Origin of the sequence: Paenibacillus sp. SN-8-1, assembly GCF_050995535.1 — a bacterium.
Lineage (GTDB): Bacteria > Bacillota > Bacilli > Paenibacillales > Paenibacillaceae > Fontibacillus.
In genome coordinates this window covers 4,210,583-4,232,745 of the sequence record NZ_CP194782.1, presented here as the reverse complement: position 1 = coordinate 4,232,745, position 22,163 = coordinate 4,210,583, and the positions used below count along the sequence as shown (strand labels likewise).

At 48.1% G+C, this 22,163-nt stretch carries 26 protein-coding genes and 1 pseudogene; 21 read left to right on the top strand and 6 right to left on the bottom strand.

Going from position 1 to position 22,163, the window contains the following annotated elements; translation table 11 throughout:
• Positions 1–51 precede the first annotated feature (51 nt).
• The gene (locus ACRRNK_RS20740) at positions 52–1,521 is read left to right on the top strand and encodes a serine hydrolase domain-containing protein (RefSeq protein ID WP_433944483.1); all 1,470 of its coding nucleotides are present in this window, start codon (positions 52–54) and stop codon (positions 1,519–1,521) included.
• A 48-nt stretch (positions 1,522–1,569) separates the two neighbouring features.
• Here ACRRNK_RS20740 and ACRRNK_RS20735 read toward each other — a convergent pair whose 3' ends face one another.
• From ACRRNK_RS20735 to ACRRNK_RS20725, 3 genes are all read right to left on the bottom strand, one after another.
• Positions 1,570–2,019 carry a PAS domain-containing protein gene (locus ACRRNK_RS20735; protein ID WP_433944482.1) on the bottom strand — a complete coding sequence of 150 codons (450 nt, stop codon included), beginning with the start codon at positions 2,017–2,019 and terminating at the stop codon, positions 1,570–1,572.
• A complete protein-coding gene (locus ACRRNK_RS20730) occupies positions 2,012–2,869 on the bottom strand; it encodes an alpha/beta fold hydrolase (RefSeq protein WP_433944481.1) in 858 nt (285 codons plus the stop codon). The genes ACRRNK_RS20735 and ACRRNK_RS20730 overlap by 8 nt, the downstream gene beginning before the upstream one ends.
• A gap of 346 nt (positions 2,870–3,215) precedes the next feature.
• Complete coding sequence (locus ACRRNK_RS20725) at positions 3,216–3,371, bottom strand: hypothetical protein (RefSeq protein WP_433944480.1); 156 nt, start codon at positions 3,369–3,371, stop codon at positions 3,216–3,218.
• A 172-nt stretch (positions 3,372–3,543) separates the two neighbouring features.
• On the opposite strand from ACRRNK_RS20725, the pseudogene ACRRNK_RS20720 reads away from it, so the two are divergent.
• The 20 genes and pseudogenes from ACRRNK_RS20720 to ACRRNK_RS20625 all read left to right on the top strand — a co-directional run bounded on the left by ACRRNK_RS20720 (position 3,544) and on the right by ACRRNK_RS20625 (position 19,228).
• Positions 3,544–4,071: pseudogene (locus tag ACRRNK_RS20720) on the top strand (YfiT family bacillithiol transferase).
• A 172-nt stretch (positions 4,072–4,243) separates the two neighbouring features.
• Positions 4,244–5,365: an IS200/IS605 family element RNA-guided endonuclease TnpB gene (gene tnpB / locus ACRRNK_RS20715; protein ID WP_433943985.1), complete on the top strand. Its 1,122-nt coding sequence runs from the start codon at positions 4,244–4,246 to the stop codon at positions 5,363–5,365.
• A gap of 101 nt (positions 5,366–5,466) precedes the next feature.
• The gene (locus ACRRNK_RS20710; RefSeq protein WP_433944479.1) at positions 5,467–5,856 is read left to right on the top strand and encodes a tautomerase family protein; all 390 of its coding nucleotides are present in this window, start codon (positions 5,467–5,469) and stop codon (positions 5,854–5,856) included.
• Between the two features lie 83 nt (positions 5,857–5,939).
• Positions 5,940–6,230: a YciI family protein gene (locus ACRRNK_RS20705; protein WP_433944478.1), complete on the top strand. Its 291-nt coding sequence runs from the start codon at positions 5,940–5,942 to the stop codon at positions 6,228–6,230.
• Between the two features lie 13 nt (positions 6,231–6,243).
• Positions 6,244–6,915, top strand: coding sequence for an HAD family hydrolase (locus ACRRNK_RS20700; RefSeq protein ID WP_433944477.1), 672 nt, complete (start codon positions 6,244–6,246; stop codon positions 6,913–6,915).
• A gap of 19 nt (positions 6,916–6,934) precedes the next feature.
• Positions 6,935–7,393, top strand: a complete 459-nt coding sequence (locus tag ACRRNK_RS20695) for a RidA family protein (RefSeq protein ID WP_433944476.1) — start codon at positions 6,935–6,937, stop codon at positions 7,391–7,393.
• 14 nt (positions 7,394–7,407) lie between these two features.
• Positions 7,408–7,788 carry a hypothetical protein gene (locus ACRRNK_RS20690; protein WP_433944475.1) on the top strand — a complete coding sequence of 127 codons (381 nt, stop codon included), beginning with the start codon at positions 7,408–7,410 and terminating at the stop codon, positions 7,786–7,788.
• 25 nt (positions 7,789–7,813) lie between these two features.
• Positions 7,814–8,281: a GNAT family N-acetyltransferase gene (locus ACRRNK_RS20685; RefSeq protein ID WP_433944474.1), complete on the top strand. Its 468-nt coding sequence runs from the start codon at positions 7,814–7,816 to the stop codon at positions 8,279–8,281.
• A gap of 4 nt (positions 8,282–8,285) precedes the next feature.
• Positions 8,286–8,885, top strand: a complete 600-nt coding sequence (locus ACRRNK_RS20680) for a hypothetical protein (RefSeq protein ID WP_433944473.1) — start codon at positions 8,286–8,288, stop codon at positions 8,883–8,885.
• Positions 8,886–9,123: 238 nt separating this feature from the next.
• On the top strand, positions 9,124–9,675 hold the full coding sequence (locus tag ACRRNK_RS20675; protein WP_433944472.1) for a VanZ family protein: 552 nt from the start codon (positions 9,124–9,126) through the stop codon (positions 9,673–9,675).
• Positions 9,672–9,917 (top strand): zinc ribbon domain-containing protein, encoded by a 246-nt coding sequence (locus ACRRNK_RS20670; protein ID WP_433944471.1) that lies wholly within the window; start codon positions 9,672–9,674, stop codon positions 9,915–9,917. Before ACRRNK_RS20675 ends, ACRRNK_RS20670 begins: the two co-directional genes overlap by 4 nt.
• A gap of 40 nt (positions 9,918–9,957) precedes the next feature.
• Entirely contained in the window at positions 9,958–10,428 is a 471-nt protein-coding gene (locus ACRRNK_RS20665) for a YfbM family protein (RefSeq protein WP_433946964.1), read from the top strand.
• Positions 10,429–10,639: 211 nt separating this feature from the next.
• Positions 10,640–11,434: a collagen-like protein gene (locus tag ACRRNK_RS20660; RefSeq protein WP_433944470.1), complete on the top strand. Its 795-nt coding sequence runs from the start codon at positions 10,640–10,642 to the stop codon at positions 11,432–11,434.
• Positions 11,435–11,570: 136 nt separating this feature from the next.
• Positions 11,571–11,786 (top strand): hypothetical protein, encoded by a 216-nt coding sequence (locus tag ACRRNK_RS20655; RefSeq protein WP_433944469.1) that lies wholly within the window; start codon positions 11,571–11,573, stop codon positions 11,784–11,786.
• A 102-nt stretch (positions 11,787–11,888) separates the two neighbouring features.
• Positions 11,889–12,719 (top strand): hypothetical protein, encoded by an 831-nt coding sequence (locus ACRRNK_RS20650; RefSeq protein WP_433944468.1) that lies wholly within the window; start codon positions 11,889–11,891, stop codon positions 12,717–12,719.
• Positions 12,716–13,303 carry a hypothetical protein gene (locus ACRRNK_RS20645; RefSeq protein ID WP_433944467.1) on the top strand — a complete coding sequence of 196 codons (588 nt, stop codon included), beginning with the start codon at positions 12,716–12,718 and terminating at the stop codon, positions 13,301–13,303. Before ACRRNK_RS20650 ends, ACRRNK_RS20645 begins: the two co-directional genes overlap by 4 nt.
• A gap of 142 nt (positions 13,304–13,445) precedes the next feature.
• Positions 13,446–14,324: an EAL domain-containing protein gene (locus tag ACRRNK_RS20640; protein ID WP_433944466.1), complete on the top strand. Its 879-nt coding sequence runs from the start codon at positions 13,446–13,448 to the stop codon at positions 14,322–14,324.
• 24 nt (positions 14,325–14,348) lie between these two features.
• Positions 14,349–15,311: a GGDEF domain-containing protein gene (locus ACRRNK_RS20635; protein ID WP_433944465.1), complete on the top strand. Its 963-nt coding sequence runs from the start codon at positions 14,349–14,351 to the stop codon at positions 15,309–15,311.
• A 456-nt stretch (positions 15,312–15,767) separates the two neighbouring features.
• On the top strand, positions 15,768–17,906 hold the full coding sequence (locus ACRRNK_RS20630; RefSeq protein WP_433944464.1) for a methyl-accepting chemotaxis protein: 2,139 nt from the start codon (positions 15,768–15,770) through the stop codon (positions 17,904–17,906).
• 35 nt (positions 17,907–17,941) lie between these two features.
• Positions 17,942–19,228, top strand: a complete 1,287-nt coding sequence (locus ACRRNK_RS20625; RefSeq protein WP_433944463.1) for an ABC transporter substrate-binding protein — start codon at positions 17,942–17,944, stop codon at positions 19,226–19,228.
• 176 nt (positions 19,229–19,404) lie between these two features.
• Here the strand turns inward: ACRRNK_RS20625 and ACRRNK_RS20620 are convergent, their stop codons facing one another.
• From ACRRNK_RS20620 to ACRRNK_RS20610, 3 genes are all read right to left on the bottom strand, one after another.
• Positions 19,405–20,388: an anti sigma factor C-terminal domain-containing protein gene (locus ACRRNK_RS20620; RefSeq protein WP_433944462.1), complete on the bottom strand. Its 984-nt coding sequence runs from the start codon at positions 20,386–20,388 to the stop codon at positions 19,405–19,407.
• Positions 20,381–20,878, bottom strand: coding sequence for an RNA polymerase sigma factor (locus ACRRNK_RS20615; protein WP_433944461.1), 498 nt, complete (start codon positions 20,876–20,878; stop codon positions 20,381–20,383). Before ACRRNK_RS20615 ends, ACRRNK_RS20620 begins: the two co-directional genes overlap by 8 nt.
• A gap of 451 nt (positions 20,879–21,329) precedes the next feature.
• A complete protein-coding gene (locus tag ACRRNK_RS20610) occupies positions 21,330–22,100 on the bottom strand; it encodes an N-acetylmuramoyl-L-alanine amidase family protein (RefSeq protein ID WP_433944460.1) in 771 nt (256 codons plus the stop codon).
• Positions 22,101–22,163 lie beyond the last annotated feature (63 nt).

The window sequence follows — 22,163 nt, the reverse complement described above, 5'->3', positions numbered from 1 at the left end:
GATAATAGAGATACAGATTAGTATTCTATTTATTCGGAAGGTGACAAAAGTATGGCTGAAGCTCGTCGGCTGCTGCGAAGCAGCCCGGAATCACAAGGTGTATCGGCAGGGGCAATAACGGCATTTTTGGAGGGAATCGAGCAAAGCGGGCAGGAATTGCATAGCTTAATGGTGCTGCGGAAGGGAGCCGTTGTGGCTGAAGGAGCCTGGGCACCCTATACGCTGGAGCGTCAGCATATGTTGTTCTCTTTGACGAAGTGCTTCACTTCGACCGCTGTGGGTCTTGCTGTGGCATCGGGGCTGCTGTCCACCGAGGATAAGGTGACTTCGTTCTTTCCTTCAGAACTAACGGGGACGGCGGGGCCTCATCTACGTGAGATGAAGGTGGAGCATCTGCTAACGATGTCCACAGGTCATGCCACAGATCCTATGGAGCTGATGTATGCGGATCCGGATGGAGATTGGGTGAAGGCGTTCTTCCTTGCGGAGCCTGATGAAGTGCCTGGTACACATTTTGTGTACAGCAGCGGGGCATCTCATATTCTGGCGGTCATTGTTCAGCAGGTTACTGGTCAGAGCCTGATCGACTATTTAAAGCCGCGGTTATTTGAACCGCTTGGGATTGAAGATCCTCATTGGGATACCTGCCCGCTTGGGAAGAATACCGGCGGCTTTGGATTGAACCTAAGGACAGAGGATATTGCGAAGTTCGGACAGCTGTATCTTCAGAAGGGAAAGTGGGATGGGCAGCAGCTTATCCCAGCAAGCTGGATAAGCGAAGCAACTTCGCTTCAGATTGAGAATCCAGGCAGCTGGGGTATGGACTGGAGCCAGGGATATGGCTATCAGTTCTGGATGAGCCGCCATGGGGGTTACCGCGGAGATGGAGCTTTTGGGCAATATTGTATTGTTTTGCCTCGGCATAAGGCTGTGATTGTAATGACGGGCGGGCATGAGGACATGCAGCAGGTACTAAACCTGGTCTGGGAGCATCTTCTCCCGGGATTTGCGCTTCCGGCTGAAGCCGGGCGGCGGTCTCTAACAGAGACGGTTGACTCAGGGAAAGCTCTTGCGGTGCTTCAGAAGAAGCTGAAGACACTGAGCTTATCGTCGCCCAAGGTGCGGGCAGTGCCTTATCAGGCACTGAACAGATCAGGTCAGCGTTACAAGCTTACGGACAATTCCTACCATATTGATGTCGTGGAATTTGAATTTGCAGGGGCATTCTCGGCCTTGGGGATGCACCTCGACGGGACACAGAATACACTGATCTGCGGCTCGGGAGAATGGATTGAGAACCGGGTGACGATAGAGGGCAGTGATCATCTGATTTCCGCATCAGGATACTGGGAGAGCGAGGATACCTTTGTAATGATCTGGCGCTGGCTGCAAATGCCATTTTGCGACACGTTCACCTTCCGGTTTGGAGATGAACGGTTAACGATAGACAGCGTCCGCAATGTAAATGAGGGACTGGGGCAAGTTCCCAAGGTTATAGGGGTGCTGTATACGGATCACTAGGCGAGGTATATATAATGCTGCAAGGAGACAGCTGCCTCCCTATTCAAGTTAACCGCTTAGCTCACTACGCTTCTTCGTAAGCGCTGCCTCTAGGAACTCCAGTTCCTCACCCGCCTTCTTGGCAGCTTGTTTAGCGGCATAGATCTGCTCTTCATACTCCATCCTGCGGCGCATGACCATAATAATGCAGTCGTGGACAGGGCTTCCCTCTTGTTCCCGCCGAACAGCACTCAGGAGAACAGGGACCTCAGCTCCGCTGGCGGATTGCAGGATCAGGAACATCTCTTCGATCTTTCCATTTAGCTTGATCAGCGGCATGAAATGGAGCTGAAAGAGAATCCGGCTGGACCTTGTCAAGATGGATTCGATATGGCAATCACGCAGTCCTTGCAGATCGAACCCAAGCAATTGAAGAAGGGTCTCGTTGACGGTAAGGATCGTATTGTCTTCCGATAAGGAAAGATAACCGCAAGGGGCATAATTTAATCGCTCATCCATTAGCTTTAGCTCCTCCTTGTCCAGAAGGGCCTTTAGACGTATTCGTATTGCTTGCCAGATACTCCTTGATGAGCCCGATCGTTTCTTCAGGATGGCTCATATGCGGGCAGTGGCCTGTTGCTTCCATAATTTTCAGCGTACTGACCGGAATATGGTGATATACATAAGCACCCACTTCAAGCGGGGCAATAATGTCTTCATTACTTTGCAGGATAAGCGCGGGGGTCGTCACGTTGGGAAGATCTTTCCGGTTATCCGCATAGAAGGTGGCCTCCGCGAACTGCCGTGCAATGGCAGGGTTCACCTTGCAAAAACTCTCTTCCAATTCAGCAGCGAGAAGGGGACGGTCCAAATTCGCCATAATGGCAGGAGCCAGGTAACCGGCCCAGCCGAAATAGTTCTTGTCCATCAAATCAAATAAGCCATCAAGGTCGCTGAGCTCAAATCCCCCGATGTAATCGGGAAGATCATTGATGTACCGGGGTGAAGGACCAATCAGGATCAACTGGCTGAAGAACTCCGGCTTCTGGATCGAGGCCAATATGCCAATCATCGCTCCGACAGAGTGGCCAACCAATACGGCGTCCTTAAGGCCCAGTGTCTCGCAAATTTCGAGCACATCCTGAGCGTAACCAGCCAGTTCCCCATACCGGATAGGGTCATAAGCCGATGCATCTGAATTCCCGGAGCCCACATAATCAAACAATACAGTCTGATAGTCTTCCTCAAAAGCGGGGGCAACAAACCGCCACATATTCTGATCACAACCGAAACCATGTGCGAATATCATACTTGTCGTACCGCTGCCTGTTATCTTTACATTGTTACGTATAAGTATATTTTCAGCCATAACGAACTCCTCTCGGTGGACCTGTCTAACACCTATTTAATTATTGTAACACGTTTGGGCGAGCGGATAGACAAACGGGCCTGGACTTTTGTAAATGAGTGGAATAAAGTGTCATAATTGCTCGTCAATTATAAGGAGAGTGAGCGTTCTCCCTTAAGTAAATGCGCGAATATTGAGTCAAGAGGTATGCCTCATAATGGCAATGATGGCTGGATACCAAAGGAAGGCCAAAGAGCCTTGTATTACAGCATCGGATAATCAGCAGCAAAAAAGCTCTCCGTAACGATCTCGTATCGTTCGTGGAGAGCTTTTTCATGGTTGTGCCAGCCAACTGCCGTCAGCAGACTTAGCTAATAAACCCCAGCTGCCGAGCTTGTTCCTCAGTCAGTATGTAAGTCTCGTTAGGCCAGACCTCGTCCTCCTGGGCAACTCCAAATATTCTGACGACTTCCTTCCAGACGCCCTTCTCCATAGCTTCCTGCTGTGTAATGATCATCTTCATACCTACGAACCTCCATTCTTCTTCAAATTCAATCTACTCTTAATTTACCCGAAAAATGAACTACGCCACCTGACTATTTCTCATTATTTCCAGCCGGGCAGTGGTCTGGTACACTGGTTGGAGATACCAAATTCAGGCATGGCAATTTAACTTGATAGAGGAAAGGGTGTTTATTATGGACATGAGATACCCGATTGGAAAATTTGCATTCGAGGGAGAAATCTCACAGGATCAAAAGGCAAGCTGGATTCAGGAAATCGAAGAGCTTCCGTCCCAATTGAGGGAAGCGGTTCAAGGGTTAAGTGAAGATCAGCTGGATCTCCCGTACCGCGATGGCGGGTGGACGATCAGGCAGGTGATCCATCATGTAGCGGACAGCCATATGAACAGTTATATTCGGTTCAAGCTGGCGCTTACATAAGAGAACCCGTCGATCAAGCCTTATTACGAGGATCGCTGGGCTAATCTGCAGGACTCTCTAACTGGAGCTATTGAGCCTTCACTAAATCTGCTAGAGGCACTGCATAAGAGATGGGGGATCGTTCTAAACTCCATGAGCGAATCAGATTACACGCGGATGTTCTATCATCCCGAATCGAAGAATTCGAGCCGGCTGGACTATACGCTGGGCGTCTATGTCTGGCATGGCAAGCACCATACCGCTCATATCACAGCTTTAAGAGACCGGATGGGCATTTAGAATACATACTCTATTTTTATCGACCTTCCGACAGAATACCCCTTCCTCAAGGAATGTGGAGGGCGAAGCCTAATGAGTAGGGAGGGGATGAATGTCGGTTGGTAATAGCCAAAAATTACCTGAACATGGTATAATGAGAACGTAGGTTCTGGTGATAGTGAGGTGAAACGTATTGTTAGTCAACAAAGCATACAAATTTCGTATCTATCCAACGAAAGAACAGGAACTCCTAATTGCTAAAACATTTGGGTGTAGTCGTTTTGTATTTAATCGTTTTTTAGCACAATGGACGGATATCTTCAAAGAAACAGGAAAAGGATTAACTTACCATTCATGTTCTGTTGAATTGACACAGTTAAAGAAAGAATTAGTCTGGCTAAAAGAAGTGGACAGCATTGCCCTTCAATCCTCACTGAAAAACCTTGCCGATTCGTATACACGATTCTTTAAAAAGCAGAACCATGCACCTCGCTTCAAGTCTAAAAAAAATCCAGTGCAGTCATACACAACAAAGGAAACAAACGGAAATATTGCCGTTGTAGGCAACAAAATTAAATTGCCTAAACTGGGTCTTGTTCGCTTTGCTAAAAGTCGTGAAGTAGAAGGGCGTATTCTTAACGCAACCGTTAGGCGTAATCCCAGCGGAAAGTACTTCATTTCTATTCTTGCAGAAACAAAAGTGCAATCATTAGAAAAAACAGGTTCTTCTGTTGGTGTTGACGTTGGGCTGAAGGACTTTGCTATCCTGAGTACAGCAGAGGTATTCTCTAACCCGAAATGGTTTCGTACACTCGAAGGGAAACTAGCAAAAGCACAACGTATTCTTTCCAGACGTACGAAGGGTGGTTCAAATTGGAACAAACAGCGGATCAAGGTTGCAAGACTCCACGAATGGATCACCCATACAAGAACAGACTACTTGCAAAAAATCTCTACGGATATCATCAAAAACCACGATGTCATTGGCATTGAGACATTGCAAGTCACGAACATGTTGAAGAATCCTAAGTTAGCCAAAGCCATTAGTGAGGTGTCATGGTCGCAATTCCACAAGATGTTAGAATACAAGGCAAAATGGTATGGTAAGCAAGTGATTGCTGTATCTAAAACCTTCGCTAGTTCTCAATTGTGTTCGTGCTGCGGCTATAAAAACAAAGACGTTAAACATCGAAACCTTCGTGAATGGGATTGCCCTTCTTGTAGAGCACATCACGACAGGGATATTAACGCAGGACAGAATCTTAAAAATGAAGCTATAAGACTTCTAACCGTAGGGACTACGGGGATAGCCTAATCAAATTAAAAGCCGATAGGCTTTCGTACTTAGGAATCTCCCACTTCAAACGACCCGTAGGTGTTAAGTGGAGAGTAGTTCAAGAAAAAAGGAGGCTAATTATGGCACAAATCAAGGTTTACGGAATTAAGGAACATCTAAAACCCATACAAGCGGAGCTGTCCTCTGTTATTCATGGCTGTGTGGTTGATGCATTTCAGTATCCGGCGGGGAAGAGATTCCACCGGTTCATTCATTTGGAGCAGGAGGATTTCCTCTTCTCGGAGGATCGGTCGGACAAATATACGATTATAGAGATCAGTATTTTTGAAGGCAGAACGGTAGAATCCAAGAAGAAGCTCATCACACTGCTGTTCGAGCGGATATCGAGTGAGCTGCACATTGAGCCTAATGATATTGAGATTACGATATTTGAGACGCCCAAGCATAATTGGGGAATCCGTGGATTGCCCGGGGATGAGCTTCAGCTGAATTATAAAGTGAATGTTTAAAGGGAAGGGAATCTGAATCTGCTATCCCTGAGGTGAATTCTTTACTGGCTTCAATAAAGTAATCGTAAAGGTGGTAGTCATCCATGTTCATCATTAGTCTGCATTACCTGCAGCCCTTGGAAGTTGTAGATCAGTATATTGAGGAACACGTACAGTTCTTGGAAAAGCAGTATGCGGAGAAGCGGTTTATTTTTTCCGGCAGGAAGGTCCCCCGCACAGGGGGAGTTATCCTCGCCAAAGCTTCAAGCCGGGAAGAAGTAGAAGAGCTGATCCAGGACGATCCTTTCTATAAGCATAGAGTTGCCGAATATGAAATTACTGAGTTTCAAATTACTAAATTTGATGAGCAGTTCGGGAGCTACATGGATAAATGAGAGGGGGATATAGATGCTAGAGGCTTTTATTTTTGACATGGACGGGGTCATTATTGACAGTGAGCCTCTTCACTTTGAAGTCGATTTAGACACGATGAAATATTATGGGGCCGAGATTACACAGAAAGAGCTGGAGAAGTACGTTGGCATGACGAATCCTGAAATGTGGGGGCTCATCAAGCAGGATTACAGCTTGTCCCATTCGGTTGAGGACATTCTGAGGTATCAGCTGGAGAGCAAAATTAAGGCATTAAGAGCGGCACCGATGGAGCCTATTCAGGGAATTAAGAATTTCATTGAGGAGATGAAGCAACTCAAGATCCCTGTAGGGATCGCTTCTTCATCGCCGCCAGAGTTCATCAAGGAGGTACTCTTGAAGTTTGGCATAGCTGAGGAATTCAGGTGTGTGGTAAGCGGGGAAGAGGTAGCCAAGGGCAAGCCCGCACCGGATGTATATCTAAAGGCGGCTGAGCTGCTTGGGGCGGAGCCGGGCCGCTGCTTGGTGCTTGAAGACTCTGCCCACGGCATCGCGGCGGCCAAGGCTGCCGGCATGAAGTGCATCGGGTATATCAATGCCAATTCGGGTAATCAGGATTTATCGAGAGCCGATCTGATTGTGAGCAGGATTCAGGATATCCCATGTACAAGAGCTTATGAGCATATTTATGGATTAAGCCTAATCTGAATAAAGGAGGTAGAAATATATGTCTGGATATTCCGCTGAGAATAGACTTACAGAGCTAAATATCGTGCTTCCTGAGGCAAGCCAGCCTGCTGCTCAATATGCCAATTATATCATCGTTAACGGGCTTATGTTCGTCTCGGGCAAGGGTCCGTCAGGGCACCCGAAGGGCAAGCTTGGAATTGAGTACACCACAGAGGAAGGCTATGAATTTGCAAGGCTGGCAGGACTTGAGGTGCTGGCTGTGTTGAAGTCGGCACTGGGATCACTGGATAAGGTTATCCGGGTTGTTAAGGTTCAAGGCTTCGTGAATGCAGGTCCCGAGTTCGAAGAACATCATAAAGTACTGAATGGATGTACCGATCTGTTCTTGGATGTGTTCGGTGAACGCGGAAGTCACGCCAGGTCCGTGTTTGGAGCAGTATCGGTAAGAGAGAACCTGCCAATCATTGTGGATACGATATTTCAAGTTGAGGAGTAAGAGGGGGAACGGTGTTGGACTCATCGAGTAAGGGGCTGGCTGCAGCTATTGCATTTCTGGGTATCTGTATTGTGCTGGGATGCTGGATTATTTCCAGTACCCATAAGGAAATTACACTCACAGAGGTGGCTGAACCGGCAGCTAAGCCGGTAACTGAACCAGTGCAGAATAAAGTTATGATGGATGCTCAGGAGGCGAGCATGTTCCTGGGTATTACGGAGGACGAGCTGAACACCATACTCAAGAATGATGTGGTGAATTCAGCAGGATTCTCAGGGGAGAACCCTATTCCCTATATACGGATCCAAGGCAGATATTACTTTCCTGTCACGGCCCTTCAGCAATGGTTGGAGACAAAGGGACTGTTCAAGACTTACGATAATGTTAATAGATAAGGAATAGTTCATGGGGGAACTGAACATGTTGAATTTTGTGGAGTGTTCCGCGGACAACGTGGAAGCTGAACTTGTGATTATGAATTCTAATCCGGCGTTCAACCTGATCTCAAATGATAAGGAAGAATTAACTCTCCAGGAGATCATAGATGATAGGAGTGAATCTGTGCGGATCGGTGCGGAGAGATTCCTCATTGAAGCGGACCACAACTATGTAGGGGTCATAGACTGGCTGATGAAGAATCCGAATGACGGATACCCATGGCTTGGACTGCTCACGATCAAGAAGGAATACCAGAATCACGGGTATGCGAAGCAGGCCCTAAGCCATTTCTATGATCTGATGAGGGAGCGGGGGGTGACGGAACTCAGAATCGGAGTCATTGCGAACAACGAGCCCGCGCATCTGTTCTGGCATGCACAGGGATTTGAGGAAGTGAATAGCAGTACAATGGGCGATAAGCCTATTCTAATCTATACGAAAAGGATCTAGAGCGATGAGATTAGCAAGCAACTGGGTTATTGGCCTGTCAGGGGAATATATGTTGAATTTTCCTATCTATGTAGGCTGTATGTACGGATTATTTACAGAGTCGGGTGAAGGACATCAGAGATTCTGGCCCGCACCCAAGGATCCAGTCATGGAAGAAAAGGATAAGCTGGTTCTTAAGCAGCAGTGGGATAAATGGTGGGATCGGCTGGTCATGCTGCTCGCCAACAATTATGCCATTCGGTCTCATCAACTCGGTCCGGGAATAGGCTTGGCTGAACGCCATTTCAGTGATATAGAGGGGGATCTGTTGCGTCAATGCTGCATCGATTCCTGGCCAGCCTTTATAGAGTGGTGGAACATGCCCGCTGGTGGGCAAATGGCGATGTACTATTGGGAGGGCTTCCCCAGAGTAAATAAATACGTTGAGGAGTACGAGCGGATGGTTGGAAGGAAGATCAAGCCCTTCTCCCTCAGCGTCAATCTGGTCTATGCAGGGATTACCGCCCCGATTGAACCGGTGACAGATTATATTATTATGCCGATTGACGGCCCGTACCTGATCTCCAAGGATTGGTGGCTGGAGAGATTCAAGCAGCGTTACTAGGTTGGTCAGAAGATGGGATGGGTCTTGCGGTTCCCATAGCAAATGTGAGGAATAGCGCAGAGACCTGGCTCCATATCGGCTAGAATGAGGGTATCCCAAATTTCACACACACACGGCCCGGCCAGGAGCATAACGATCCATGGCCGGGCCGTGTTCTATTTATAGAGTGTGAGTGATACAGATTCAGGCCTGCGGGTAAAAGTAAACAGAGGTGAAGCGGTGATAAACAGCGCTAAGAATGAATATGGTTAGTTCTCGTCAAGCAATGTTCCTCGGCTTCCTGTTCGTCATGCCTATCGTCATTGTCGTGAACCTCATGCTCCGCAGGCCGGTTACCCGTATGCTGGGGAGTATCGTCGTAACTTTATATGGCTGTGGTGTTGTGGCTGTGACCTTTTTTCCCATTCCATTTAGCGCAGGAGCTATTCTCCACATGAAGGCTTATGGTCAGGGAGTCATTATTAACCTGGTTCCATTTAAGGGAATGCTTGAATCCTTGAACAGCTCATTATACGAAGGACTGAAGAATATTGGGGGAAATGTGCTGCTTCTGCTTCCGCTCGGCTGTCTTGGGGCATATAAGAGGTTCTTCAGGAATACGGGTAATGTGATCCTGGCCGGGCTGATTCTCTCGCTTGGCATTGAGCTTCTTCAGTGGCTGCTTACCGAGCAGAACCTGATCTATCCGCGTTCTGGGGACGTAGATGATGTCATGCTGAATACGGCTGGTTTTACTGTAGGATCACTAATTTACAATAAGTGGGCTAAAGGGAGGCCTCGGAGATTATGAATATCGAACAAGCGATTATTAATAATTACAAATGCTCCAAATGCGGCAATACCGATTGCCATGTGAGGGAAGTGGCGATGAGCGGGACGGGTCTGAGTAAAATTTTTGATATCGAGCATAATCACTTTCTGTTTGTCTCATGTACACATTGCGGGATTGTCGAGGTCTATGACCCGGATGTGCTAAGAGGGCACAAATCCGGAAAGCTGGGCACGATCATGGATATTCTGTTCGGAGGTTGAAGTCTACATTTAATACAAAGGAGTGGAGCAAATCGTGGGTATGATTGGAAATTTGAAGCAAATCTCGGAGGAGACCCTGGATCTAATTATTAAGGGAGAGGTGGATGCGGAGACGGTTGTGTTTGATGAGAAGGAAGTGGGGCTGGATCTGGACAAATCCTGGCATGCGATCCACTTTCTCTTGAACGGAAGCGCATGGGAGGGCGAGGCTCCGCTGTTCAATGTTATTCTGGGCGGGACGGAGGTCGGTGAAGATCTAGGGTACGGGAAGACGCGCTACTTGACCAATAAGGAAGTGCAAGAGGTGGCTCTAACCTTGGTGAACATAACCGAAGAGGATCTTAAGCAGCGCTTTGACGCGGCCGTCATGAATGAGCTGGAGATCTACCCCTCTCAAGATTGGTCCCAAGATGAGGAGATGGAATATGTGCTCTTTTACTATTCGGAGTTGAAAGAATACTATATGGAGGCGGTTAGACAGGGGAATGCCATGCTGTTGTTCATTTCCTAGTACCTTTCAACGGGGTGAGAGACGGCGGTCCGGGAGGATATCTTCCTCCCCAGAGTACCGGAGAATGCTTGGATGTTCAGGACAAACTTAAATCCGCAGAAGCCTCTTTATCGGGAAATTGGATGAATGCCTGCCAGGCTGCTGGGTTGGAGCACATGCCCTGCGGGACGGATATGCGTAGGATGTAGTCTAATCCTGAGGAGGTGTCCAATTGAGTACTGAACATTCATTAGTTAAGTCCCACGGCAAAAGACACGGAAGAATGTGTAAGGTGTGTAGAAGAAAGGGAGCGCATCACAAGAAATTTATTGTTAAAAAGAAAGTCGTTAGAGTGAGCTGCCCGCCGCCAATTGTAAAAGTAACCCCTGTACCAGGGCCTCCAGGGCCACAAGGACCACAAGGTATTCCGGGACCGATCGGACCAGCTGGAGCACAAGGTCTCCCTGGACCCCAAGGGATTCCAGGTGCGGTAGGACCAGCGGGACCACAAGGTCCAGTGGGGCCAGCCGGAGCAACAGGCCCAGCCGGACCTGCCGGGCCAGCGGGCGGCATTTCCGACTTCGCCTTCCTGTGCAGTGATGAGGCGCAGACCGTAGCCGCGGCGCCAACAGGAGGAGGAGAGGGCGGTGCTGTAACTTTTAACCATTCGCTCATCAATTCTACCGCGATTACCTTTACGCCCCCTTCAACTATTGTCATTAACACAAGTGGTACCTATAAGATTACGTGGGAGGTATTCCCGACCGCGGGTAACAGTGCCTTCGGACTGTTCTTTGATCCTGCGGGGGCAGCGCCAGCTGCATTGGTTCTATGCAGTAACTATGGGTCAGGTGCGGGTAATAACCCATATACGGGCCAAGTGGTTACCGCGTTAACGGCGGGTGGAACTTTGACCCTGAACCGCATCGATCCTACAGGGGCCCAAACCCTGCAAAACTCAATTGGCGGCGGCGCTGCCAGCACACCAACAGTAAGTGCCTCCATTGTTATTGAGAAATTAGCATAATGCAGGATAAGCGGTCATGACTTCCTCATGACTGCTTTTTTTATTTGGTAGAACAAAATTTTACACCCAATTAATGGTAAAATAAATAGGTAAAGCGTTAATTGTTCACAAAAAAAGTGAGAACTGGAGGACAAAGATGGGCCTTATTTTCGCTAGTATTGCTTTTGGTATAATGGTAGGTCTGTTTGCATTAATTTTTCCCCAGAAGTTCTGGGAATGGCTGTACTTCGGATTGAAGCCTTACAATAAAGGCCGGCTAGGCTGGCAGGGGAAAGGGTTCATTCGTCTGTGCGCGGGTATTCTTGTCCTGCTTGTTGGAGTGATATTCATTGATTGGGTGAATACGAGATGATACTCGTATGTGGTGATCTCTTAATTAGAAGTGGCTATGAATGCGCGGCACAGGCGCTATTCTTTTATGGAGATGGAATAAGGGGTAGAGAGGAGTGATGAAGTGAAGACCGAATCCAAACCGAAAAAAATAGCAGCTTGGGCAGTCGTTCTCCTTCTTATCTTCGGAAGCTGGGGTGGGAACCTATGGTATTACCGGAGCATGCAGCTGGCAGAGCCCTTATTCCTGAACAATTACAATACCTTGATTGCTGAAGATGGCAAAAGTATAGAGCTGATCTATCTGGAGAACAAGAATGGCCCCAATAAGGTGACAGGGGTACAGATTGATGAATTGCCGCAGCTCAGCTTCACTTTATCTAATTGGAATAGCGGAACTTATCAGAACGAAATGAAGGCAATTGCGGGCTTTAACGCCCAAGGATCTGAGCAGCCCATTAAGACACCGGTGACGATCAAGGAGGCGACTGTCTTCTATACCGAGGGTCCGCCGCGTAAAGTCCCGATTGGTGAGATACAGGTTCTACCGGCGTCAAATGCGAACATCGTTGATTTCTACTCGTCATCAGCTTCTTCGGACAGAACGGGTGCTAATTTTGGAACGCTGCTGAAGCCTGCTATATTAGAGCGCATCGATTTCACTTATAGTGACCAGCTGAAGCCGTTTCTTCATCTTTACCTGTCCGATAAGCCGATTGAATCCCTTAAATATCCTATTTCCTTACGAAAAGGGGAAGGTCTGATTATCTCATATAAATGGGAAATCCCTGATCATAGCCCACTTGCCTATGTCAACTATCAGCCTCAGTGCAGACTTGAATTTCGTCTACGGGATGGCCGCAGCGTCACCCAGTTCTTCACGATCAACAGCAATTTAAACCTGACCGATGAACAGATGAAACGGCTTGTTCGTTCAGGAGGTGGCTCGAAATGATAGGAATAACTCCACCATTATCTAATGCCTTCCGGCGGATTGGCTGGGGACTTGTATTCATCCTGCTTGACTTGTATATAGTCGGGCTGGATATCCTGCCTGACTTCATCGGCTATATTATGATTGCGCTGGCGCTGCGTGATTTAAGCCGGAAGCATGATTCTTTTGTGAGAGCAAAGTGGGTAGCGTTCGTGCTGATCGTCGGCTCGTTACCCGAGGTCATTCAAGGGGCACAGATCAGCTTTCTGAATTTATTGGATAAGCCGCTGCAGCTCAGCTTCCTCTCAGTGGTAGTGTTGATGCTGCATACGCTGCTTGTATACTGGATATTCCAGGGGTTGATAGCCATAGCATGGGTACATGAGCTGCGTGAGCTGCGGCATACTACAGCCATGCGCCGAGCCTTCTATCTGATCGTGAATGTTAGTATTCTGATCTTCCTGCCATTTGTGCTGAATGCACCCGATGTGTTGGCTGTTAGCGTGTTACCTTTCTGTGGACTACTTTCCCTATTGGCCGAGTTCCTGTTGCTAAGACTAGCCTATCGGTATGCTAAGGAATATATCAATGAGGCCAAGGTATAGACTGACTCCTAATTAGAGATATATCCTACACGAAATGGTACTATTCTCATAATTTTTAATGCTCCATTAACATTTACATGCAACTTCTGAATCAGACGTGTACTACTATAGGTGTATATCGTTTAGAAGAAAGCGGGAGAGCATGATGACAAAGCAGCATACTTCCAGGCTACATCACAACAGTCTGTTCACCTATTTCCAATATCTCAATCAAGCACGCAAGAAGGAGATCCTGGAGTACAGGAGGTTCGTGGCCTTTCATCAAATTATGAGGGATCAGACGCTGTCTACCTTCTTCCAGCCGATACTCGAGTTGGACACCGGGGAGAACGTAGGTTACGAGATATTGAATAGACCTCCCGCATCGGAGTTGTTCCCGACAACAGAGCATTTCTATGATTTCGTGGGGCAGACCGATCAGGTCTCCCTGTTCGAGCAGGGCTGCAGACAAATTTCACTAAGAAGCTTTCGGGAGAAGGTGGCAGGTCTGCCGGAACGAAGTAATGCCCTAATATTTATGAATGTCCATCCGCATGCCTTGTGCGAGGAACATATTTCAAGCGGTGAGCTGCTTGAATTAGTGAAGGGATATGGATTGTCTCCCGGCCAAATCGTATTTGAGCTGACCGAGAAGCAGGCGGTGACTGATTATGAATCTTACGAAGGCGTACTGGCCTCCTATCGGGCTCAGGGCTTCCGGATTGCTATAGATGATGCGGGGTCGGGTTACAACAGCTTGAAGACACTGGTCTATTTGAAGCCGGAATATGTGAAGCTGGATCGTTCACTCATTCAGAATATCCATCTGAATCCGGTACAGCAGCAGATCGTGATGATTCTGGTGGAGTATGCGAATAAATCGGGAACCCATGTCATCGCGGAAGGCATTGAGCGTGCGGAGGAACTGACTTATCTGCGTGATCGGGGAGTACATATGGGACAAGGCTATGCGCTGGGTCGGCCCAGCAGCGAACTGACCATGGGGTCGCTTCCGCCGAAGCAGGCGGCCGCTTCTTTCTGAAATACTGTACAAGGGGGGCTTAGAATGATTTCACAAATTGGAGAGATTGCGGAAGTGATACCACACGTCTACGTGAACACGAAATGCGAGAAGGTGGACCAGATCTTCAAGAATAACCCTAAGCTTCAGGGCGTCGTTGTGCAGAACGGCAGTCAGCCTGCCGCATTGGTGATGAGGGCCAGGTTCTACCAATTGATTGGCACACTGTACGGATACAATTTGTATATGGGCCGGCCGGTTGAGCTTGTGATGAACCAAAGTCCGCTTATTGTGGATTATAGCGAGAATATTACCGAAGTAAGCAAGCTCGCGATGGCGCGGGAGGAAGAAGAGCTCTACGACTACGTGATTGTGACGAGGAACGGTCAATTTCACGGTGTAGTCAGCATCCGGAATCTGCTGCTCAGCTTCGCCGAGATTCGGGCAACGATAGCCAGCTTTCTTAATCCGCTGACAGGCCTTCCGGGCAACCTCACCATTGAAGAGAGATTGAAGCTATCCCTAGCCCAAGAGACTTTCAGTGTCCTGTACTTCGACCTCGATAACTTCAAGGCCTATAATGATACATATGGATTCAAGGAAGGGGACAGGCTGCTTCAGGCCACGGCTTCCATTCTCCGCAGCAAGGTGACACAGCCTGACAGCTTTGTAGGGCATATTGGAGGGGATGACTTCATTGCTATTCTGAATGATTCCGCTTATGAAGAAGTATGTACCAGTATCATCCGGCAGTTCGATAATACGATCACCTCCTTCTATTCTCAGGAGGATCTCCAGCGCGAGTATGTGATCAGTGAGAACAGATTCGGTCAGGTCGAGTCCATTCCGCTGGTGAGCATCTCAATCGCTGTGGTCACGAATGAATCCCGTCAGTTTGGAAGTATTGAGGAGATTGTCAGTGAATCCGCCCGAATTAAGAAAATATGCAAAAAGCACAAATTCAGCTGTTTCTACACCAATGTAGAGAGGCAGTCTAACTTGTGCTAAAGAGTGAGAGCCGCAGAAATGCGGCTTTTTTTAATTTTATCAGATCCGCGGTTCTTGCCTGAATAGTGGTGGTTCTCACCTTTTGTGCTGTAAGGTTACAAATAATAAAAGTTAAGTCACATAAATAATAAATTAAGTTAAATGTTAAAGGGAATTAGCGTAGAACTTATGAAATTTAGTGTTCAGTCCTGTGAGCGTAATATAGAGGATATCCCTATAAATGCATGAAAACGCTAACTTATTGGCAAAAAAATATATTGTGCAAATAAATATTTTTGTAACCTCATCGATTACTTAAATTTTTGCGATTAGCTACCGATATACTGATAGTAATAGCCTCAGTTTGGTGAAAATTGCGCCGAATTTTTTCTAATATTAGTTTTTTGCGAAGGGCTGCCTATGCAGCGGCCACAGCAAGCTGAGAATAACGGAGTAAGGGATAGGTGGTAGCAGCATATGGATAATCATCAAAAAAAGCATTCCCGGGGGTGGGTTTCACGCTGGCTTCATCAATGGAGCAATGTGGTGCGCGACCCGAACACAGGCAGGTGGAAGCTGAACCCGAAGAGGAGCGTAGGGGTCAGGCTGTTTCTGTTTTACTTCATTGGCGTTTTTATTATTGTCAGTTTGGTTGGTTGGCAGTCTTACTCTATGGCAAAGCAATCCATTATGGACGAGGTATCGGGCTTCTCCAAGCAGACCATTATCGAGTCTAGTACAAATCTCGATATGACTTTTGCCAAGTATCAAGATAGTTCGCTGCAATTTATAGTGGACCAGAATTTTCTGAATGACCTTCGAACGTTTGCCTCCACGAAGAAGGACACGCTGGAGTACATGGAGCAGCAGAAGAATCTGAATACCTACCTTAAGAATTCGGCTTCCTCAGACGATAATATCCGTTCTATCACGCTGTTCAAGCCTGACGGCTCAGCCTTAGCCAGTTCTGTGGACCTTAACCTGGATACCTTGCCAGCCCAGAAGTGGTTCGACAAAGCCATGAAGACAAAAGGGGAGTCCGTCTGGATTCCAGCTTCGGCTAACGGATTTATCGCGAACGGAAAACCGAGCTTTGGACATGCGCGTGTACTGAGGGATTATGACGGAACCATCGCGCTGCTCTTTGTCGAGATCGACATGAAGGCGTTGTCGAGCCGTCTGGAGAATATGAAGCTGTCCGACTCCAAGGAAGGAAGTGCAGTACATATTTACGATCCCGCGACAAGCCAGACGATTTACTCCACCGCAGGTTCGGCTATCGGCAGTAAGCCTGCCTTTACCGTGCCGGTAGCGAATGACAAGGAAATCTCAACCTCGGGCACTTTGACCAGAGAGGATAGCACGGGGCATCAAAAGCTATATATTTACAGCAAGTCAGATATCACGGGCTGGTACCTGACCGGGGATATCACGGTTGAGAGTCTGCTTAAGAACGCGAACCGAATCCTCACCTTCCTCATCTTAGCCCTGATCGGCTCCGCATTGGTTGCCGTAGTGCTAGGTATGATTATGGTGCGCATGTTCGCTAACCCGCTAGTGAAGCTGCGTGACCTTTTGAATGAAGGGGCAAGAGGGAATCTCACGGTACGGACGGACATTAAGAGCAAGGATGAGATTGGAGAATTGGCGGGCAACTTCAACACTATGATGGAGCAGATCTCCGCTCTTGTAAGACAAACCTTGGATTCCGCAAAAAGAGTCATGTCGACAGCAGGCCAGCTGGCCGATGTATCCCGTCAGACTTCGGTTGCTGCCACCGAAGCAACCGAGGCCGCGGAGTATATCGCCCAAGGTGCCCACTCCTTGGCTTTGGAAGCGGAGAAGGGGCAAGAGATGACCACGGTGATCAATCAGCAGATGACCGAATTCGTGAACACCAATGTGGAGATGAACCTCGCGGCCATTCAAGTCAGTGAGTATAGCGAGCAAGGTACTAATTACATGAATGAATTGACCGACCAGACCTATACCACCGAGCAGATTACCCGTGAAATGATGAATCGTGTGAATCAATTGAGCGAGAGCACCTCATCGATACACAAAATCCTGGATGTCATGAAGGAAATGACCCAGCAGACGAATCTGCTTGCCCTGAACGCCAACATTGAGGCGGCGCGGGCCGGCGCGGCAGGCAGAGGCTTCATGGTCGTGGCCGATGAGATTCGCCGGTTGGCCGATCAATCCCGTTCTTCCATCGATGTCGTGACAGGGATCATCGGCAAGATTCAAGACGAAATCGGGGACACCGTTACAGAAATGTCCAAAGCCTACCCGTTATATCAATCTCAGGTGGAGACGGTGAAGAACACGGACGGAATCCTGCAAAATGTCCGTAATCAAATGAGCCAGCTCATTGAACGCTCTGAACAGGTCACTGGATCGGTAGACGAGTTGAAGAACGCACAGCTCGTACTGAGCGACACCATCTCGAACGTAAGCTCCGTCTCCCAGGAGACGTCCGCGTCTACTGAACAGGTAGCCTCGCTGAACGCGGACCACTTGAAGATGAGCGACAAGCTGGTGGAGCTGTCTGGCGAGCTGGAACAGCTCTCGACATCGCTGCGTGACATCCTCGCTTCTTTTCAGGTGAACTGATGTACCATCATAAACAGGCTATTGGAGGATTAACAATGAGAAAATGGAAGGGATTAACCGCCGCTCTGCTTCTTAGCACAGTAGTGTTCACAGGCTGCAGTAATGAAGGATCCGAACAGACTCACACGGATACAGCGGCCAAAGCGTCTTCTGGCGTTCACGGCGACATCACCTTTATTACCCATCGCAGTGACCTGCTCGAGAACGGCACCTTCGACAAATATGAGAAGGAATTCAAGAAGAAATACCCGGAAGTCGGAGATGTGAAGGTGGTGAGCCTTAAGGATTACCAGACAGATATCCGGGTCCGGATCTTGAGCAACAATTACGGGGATGTCCTGATCATGCCCAATAACTTCGAGAAGAAGAACTTTCCTGAATATTTCGAACCGCTGGATGACATGGGACTGTTCGACAACCTGTACTATGCCAACGTTCAAATGCAGGGCGATAAGCATTACGCCATCACCGTAGGTGTTAGCGCCATGGGACTTGTCTATAACAAACAGGCCTTCAGTAAAGCCGGGATTACGACACCTCCCAAGACAATGCAGGAGTTCTATGAGGCTTGCGAGAAGCTGAAACAGGCCGGAATCACGCCGCTGAACTTGAATTACGGATCCGGTTGGACACTTACCCAATGGGGCGCAATGATGGTGCCAGTCATGAACGGACGTTCTGACGCCCTGAATTACATGATTAATTCCAACGCCCCGTTCCAGAAAGACAACGAAATCGGCAAGGCTTTAGATATCGTCCGTACTTTGGTGGACAAAGGTTATGTGGAGAAGGATTTGTACAACGATCATTGGGAGGACTCCAAGCTGAGTTTTGCCCAGGGGAAATCAGCCATGTTCTATCTGGGGAACTGGGTCATTCCGCAAATACTGGATGCCGGAAAGGATAGCGGAATCAAGCCCGGCGATATCGGGTTTATGCCGCTGCCGGTCTCAACTACCGATAAAATGAACGCAACCCTTAGCTCGGATGCCTGGTACGTGGTCAATAAGAATAGTAAAAACAAGGAAACCGCCAAGGCGTGGATTAAGTTCTTGCTTGAAGACTCCAGCATAGCGGATGATACCGGATTTATCCCGACTCTGAGAACGCGGGATTCCAATCTGCCACAGCTGCAGGAGTTCATGTCCTATAAGCCCAATCTTATAGAGGATGTGGGTATGGACGGAGACTATTACACGATCGCCGGAAAAGCCGGATTTGATATTTGGGACACCAGCTTTGTACAGAAAGCGGCGGTTGCCCCCGATATCCGTACCTTCTTCAGCGAGTGGAATGCCAAGTGGGCACAGGCCAAGCGTTAACGGCTGGTGAAGCAGCGCAGCGAGGAGCAGCGTCTGGTAAAAGATCATAAAGCAAAAAGCGGCCATTTGGGGATGGCCGCTTATTGCGGTTATACATAGGTATATAATCTATAGCGTGTTATTACATATTTTCAATTTATATACCAGGTTAATATACTCCTAAGTTAAATGTTAGATTAATACATATCGACGGTCGCCCCAAGGGTCGCAGCCCTAATGAAAGGGAGCTTCTGAAGAGATTTCAGCAGATCCCTGGTTCCTGTAACGACAACGCCGATAATCATGCCCGACTGCTGGTGTGACTTTACGGCGGCAAGGACATGGGCAGCTTGCTTAGAATAATAAGCGTTGCTGGAATCTATGACAGTCTGGATATCCATCAGGAACTTCTCCTCGGTAGTCCTCCTTGTATAATCGCCGGGTTCCATGTAAGCCTGGAACCCATACAATTCTTCGGCCCGTTCCGGTGCAGCCTTGAACTTCAAATGTTTAAGATCATTCTCGTTATAGCTGTCCGCCCAGTACCAAGATGCATGCACACCCTGAGGCAGCATCTGATCCACTTGGCTTAGCGTATATCCCTTATCGAAGGATAGTCCCATCTCGATATACTGGTCATCTCTCATCTTATCCAATAGAGGCAAGTCGTTAAAATAATAATCATATTTCATAGCTGGATGATAAAAGAGCATTTGGCGCTCTCCACTGCGGTCATTGAAGAAGCGCTCCTGTCCATTCTCCATGACGGGGACTCCCGAGCTGCTTCCAAGCAGCTCGGTAGCCTCGCCTTCAATCACATTGTACTTCAGTGAATGATCATCCCAAGGAATAACCCGATTCTCGATAATCTTGAATTCTTGATATTCTAACGTTCCTCCAAGTAAGCTGTAACGGAACTGAGGGTGATCCATATACAAATTGGGCCCGGTAATGCGTTTATTTAATTCAATGGGTGTGAATGCGCTCCAGCCCGCTTTATTGGCTAATTGTTGATTTAGAATGAATCCTCCCAGGAACAGCACAATACAGACAACAGCTGAAATACAGGTGTTTCGTAATATACTTTTCCATCTGGCTTTACGAAACATCCGATTCACGGAATCACCGTCAAAAGCCTTCTCCGACGATAGCTTGTCATGCTCATCTTCATGTTCACTCATGCTTACCCGACCTCCTGTATATTTTGGCGAACTGCTTCTTGGCCCGCGATAAATAGGTCTTCACGTTATTTGGCTTCAGATCCAGGGATTCGCCGATCTCTTTATAACTCATTTCCTGCCTGTATCTGAGCTCCAGCACCTGCTTGTGCACCGGAGACAATTTCTCCAGCACTTTCTGCACCTCCTGGCGATCCTCTTGGCTTGTGAGCCATTCCTCTGGCAAAAACTCCGTGGAGACCAACTCTTCCAAGGAGGGAAGAGAGGCCTGTCTTTTGGAGCGCCTGCACAAATCATAGTAGGCATGGATGGCTACTTTGAACAGCCAGGCGGACATTTTGTCCGGCTTGATGGAGTCCTCGTAAAGTAACGCCTTGTAGAACGTGTCCTGTATAATGTCTTTGGCATCTTCGCTTGAAGCCCCCAATTTTACCAGATAGCTGTGCATCTTGTTCATTTGATTCTGGGTCCATTCCCTCTGCGCAGGGGTCATCTCTTCCCTCCTTCCGGCACTATAACGATGGGGCAGCATGAAAAGTATACAATTCCCCCGAAAATTACTATCCAGAAGACTCTACAATCGGTAGCCTGACTGTTCACGGTAAGACGCTACAGGAAATGAGAGACCACTGAATCGCTGCTTGCGCGGGATTTCTTGATAACCTACTGGTCTGCTGGACGACGATTATGTAGGTCAGCACTTCCTATGGAATTACTATGGAATCCTTATGGAATTGCGGTTAGTACCCGCGCCTTTTCAGGCATACAAAAAGCCCGCGCACCGCGCAGGCCGAATGATTCATTGAAAGTCGATACGTAAGGATGGGCTCATTCCTTGCACACAATCACTCATTTAGCAGGGACCACAGACCAGTTACCACAGACCAGTTACCACAGGTAGCTCACCCACCCACTTAGCACAGGCCGCTTACTCACTTACTCACTTACTTTTGAAAATACTTGTCCACGCCGGCAGAAATCCCGGCTACCAGCTTGTCCTGGTAAGCGTTTGTAGACATCCGCTTGTCCTCAGCCGGATTGGTCATGAAGCCTACCTCAACTAAGGTTACGGGAACCTTCGACCAGTTGAAGCCGGTCAGGTCACTGCGGGGAACCACGCCCTTGGATTTGGCCTGGGTCGCGCTCTTCATTCCCTGTTGGATATACTCGGAGGCAAGCTTGCTCTTCGCATAGATGGCTTTGGTATACTTGTTGCTTTGGGCCGGATACAATACGCTGAAGCCTTCGGTCTTCGGGGAGTTATCCCCATCGGCGTGAATACGGATGAAGAGGTCGGCATTGGCCTTGCCTGCGATATCGGAACGCTCTTTGTTGCTCAGATTCACATTATGCTTCTCGCGGGTCATGACGACCTTGTATCCGCGCTTCTCCAGCTCTTTCTTCAGCTTGAGGGAGATTTCCAGATTCAGCACATATTCCGGTTTTTTAGTGGCTACGCCCTGTGTGCCGGAGCTGACTTTGGGCTTCTTTTCGGTAGCACCGGGGCCAATCGGTTCCTTTTGATTGTTACCCTTGAGCTGATGCCCCGGATCAATGCAGATGACATAAGTCTTCTTGACTTCGGCACTTGCTGCTGAGCCCGATCCTGATTCTGTTTGGGCTCCCGTTACGGAGGACCCCGCAGCACTGGTGGAGGAGACGAGGACAACCATCATAGCTAGCATAGCAAGTAGAGAGGTATAGCTTTTCTTCAACGTTTGTACACTCCTAAACACGATTATAGGTAATAATTTCATAGAATCTATTATATATCAGCA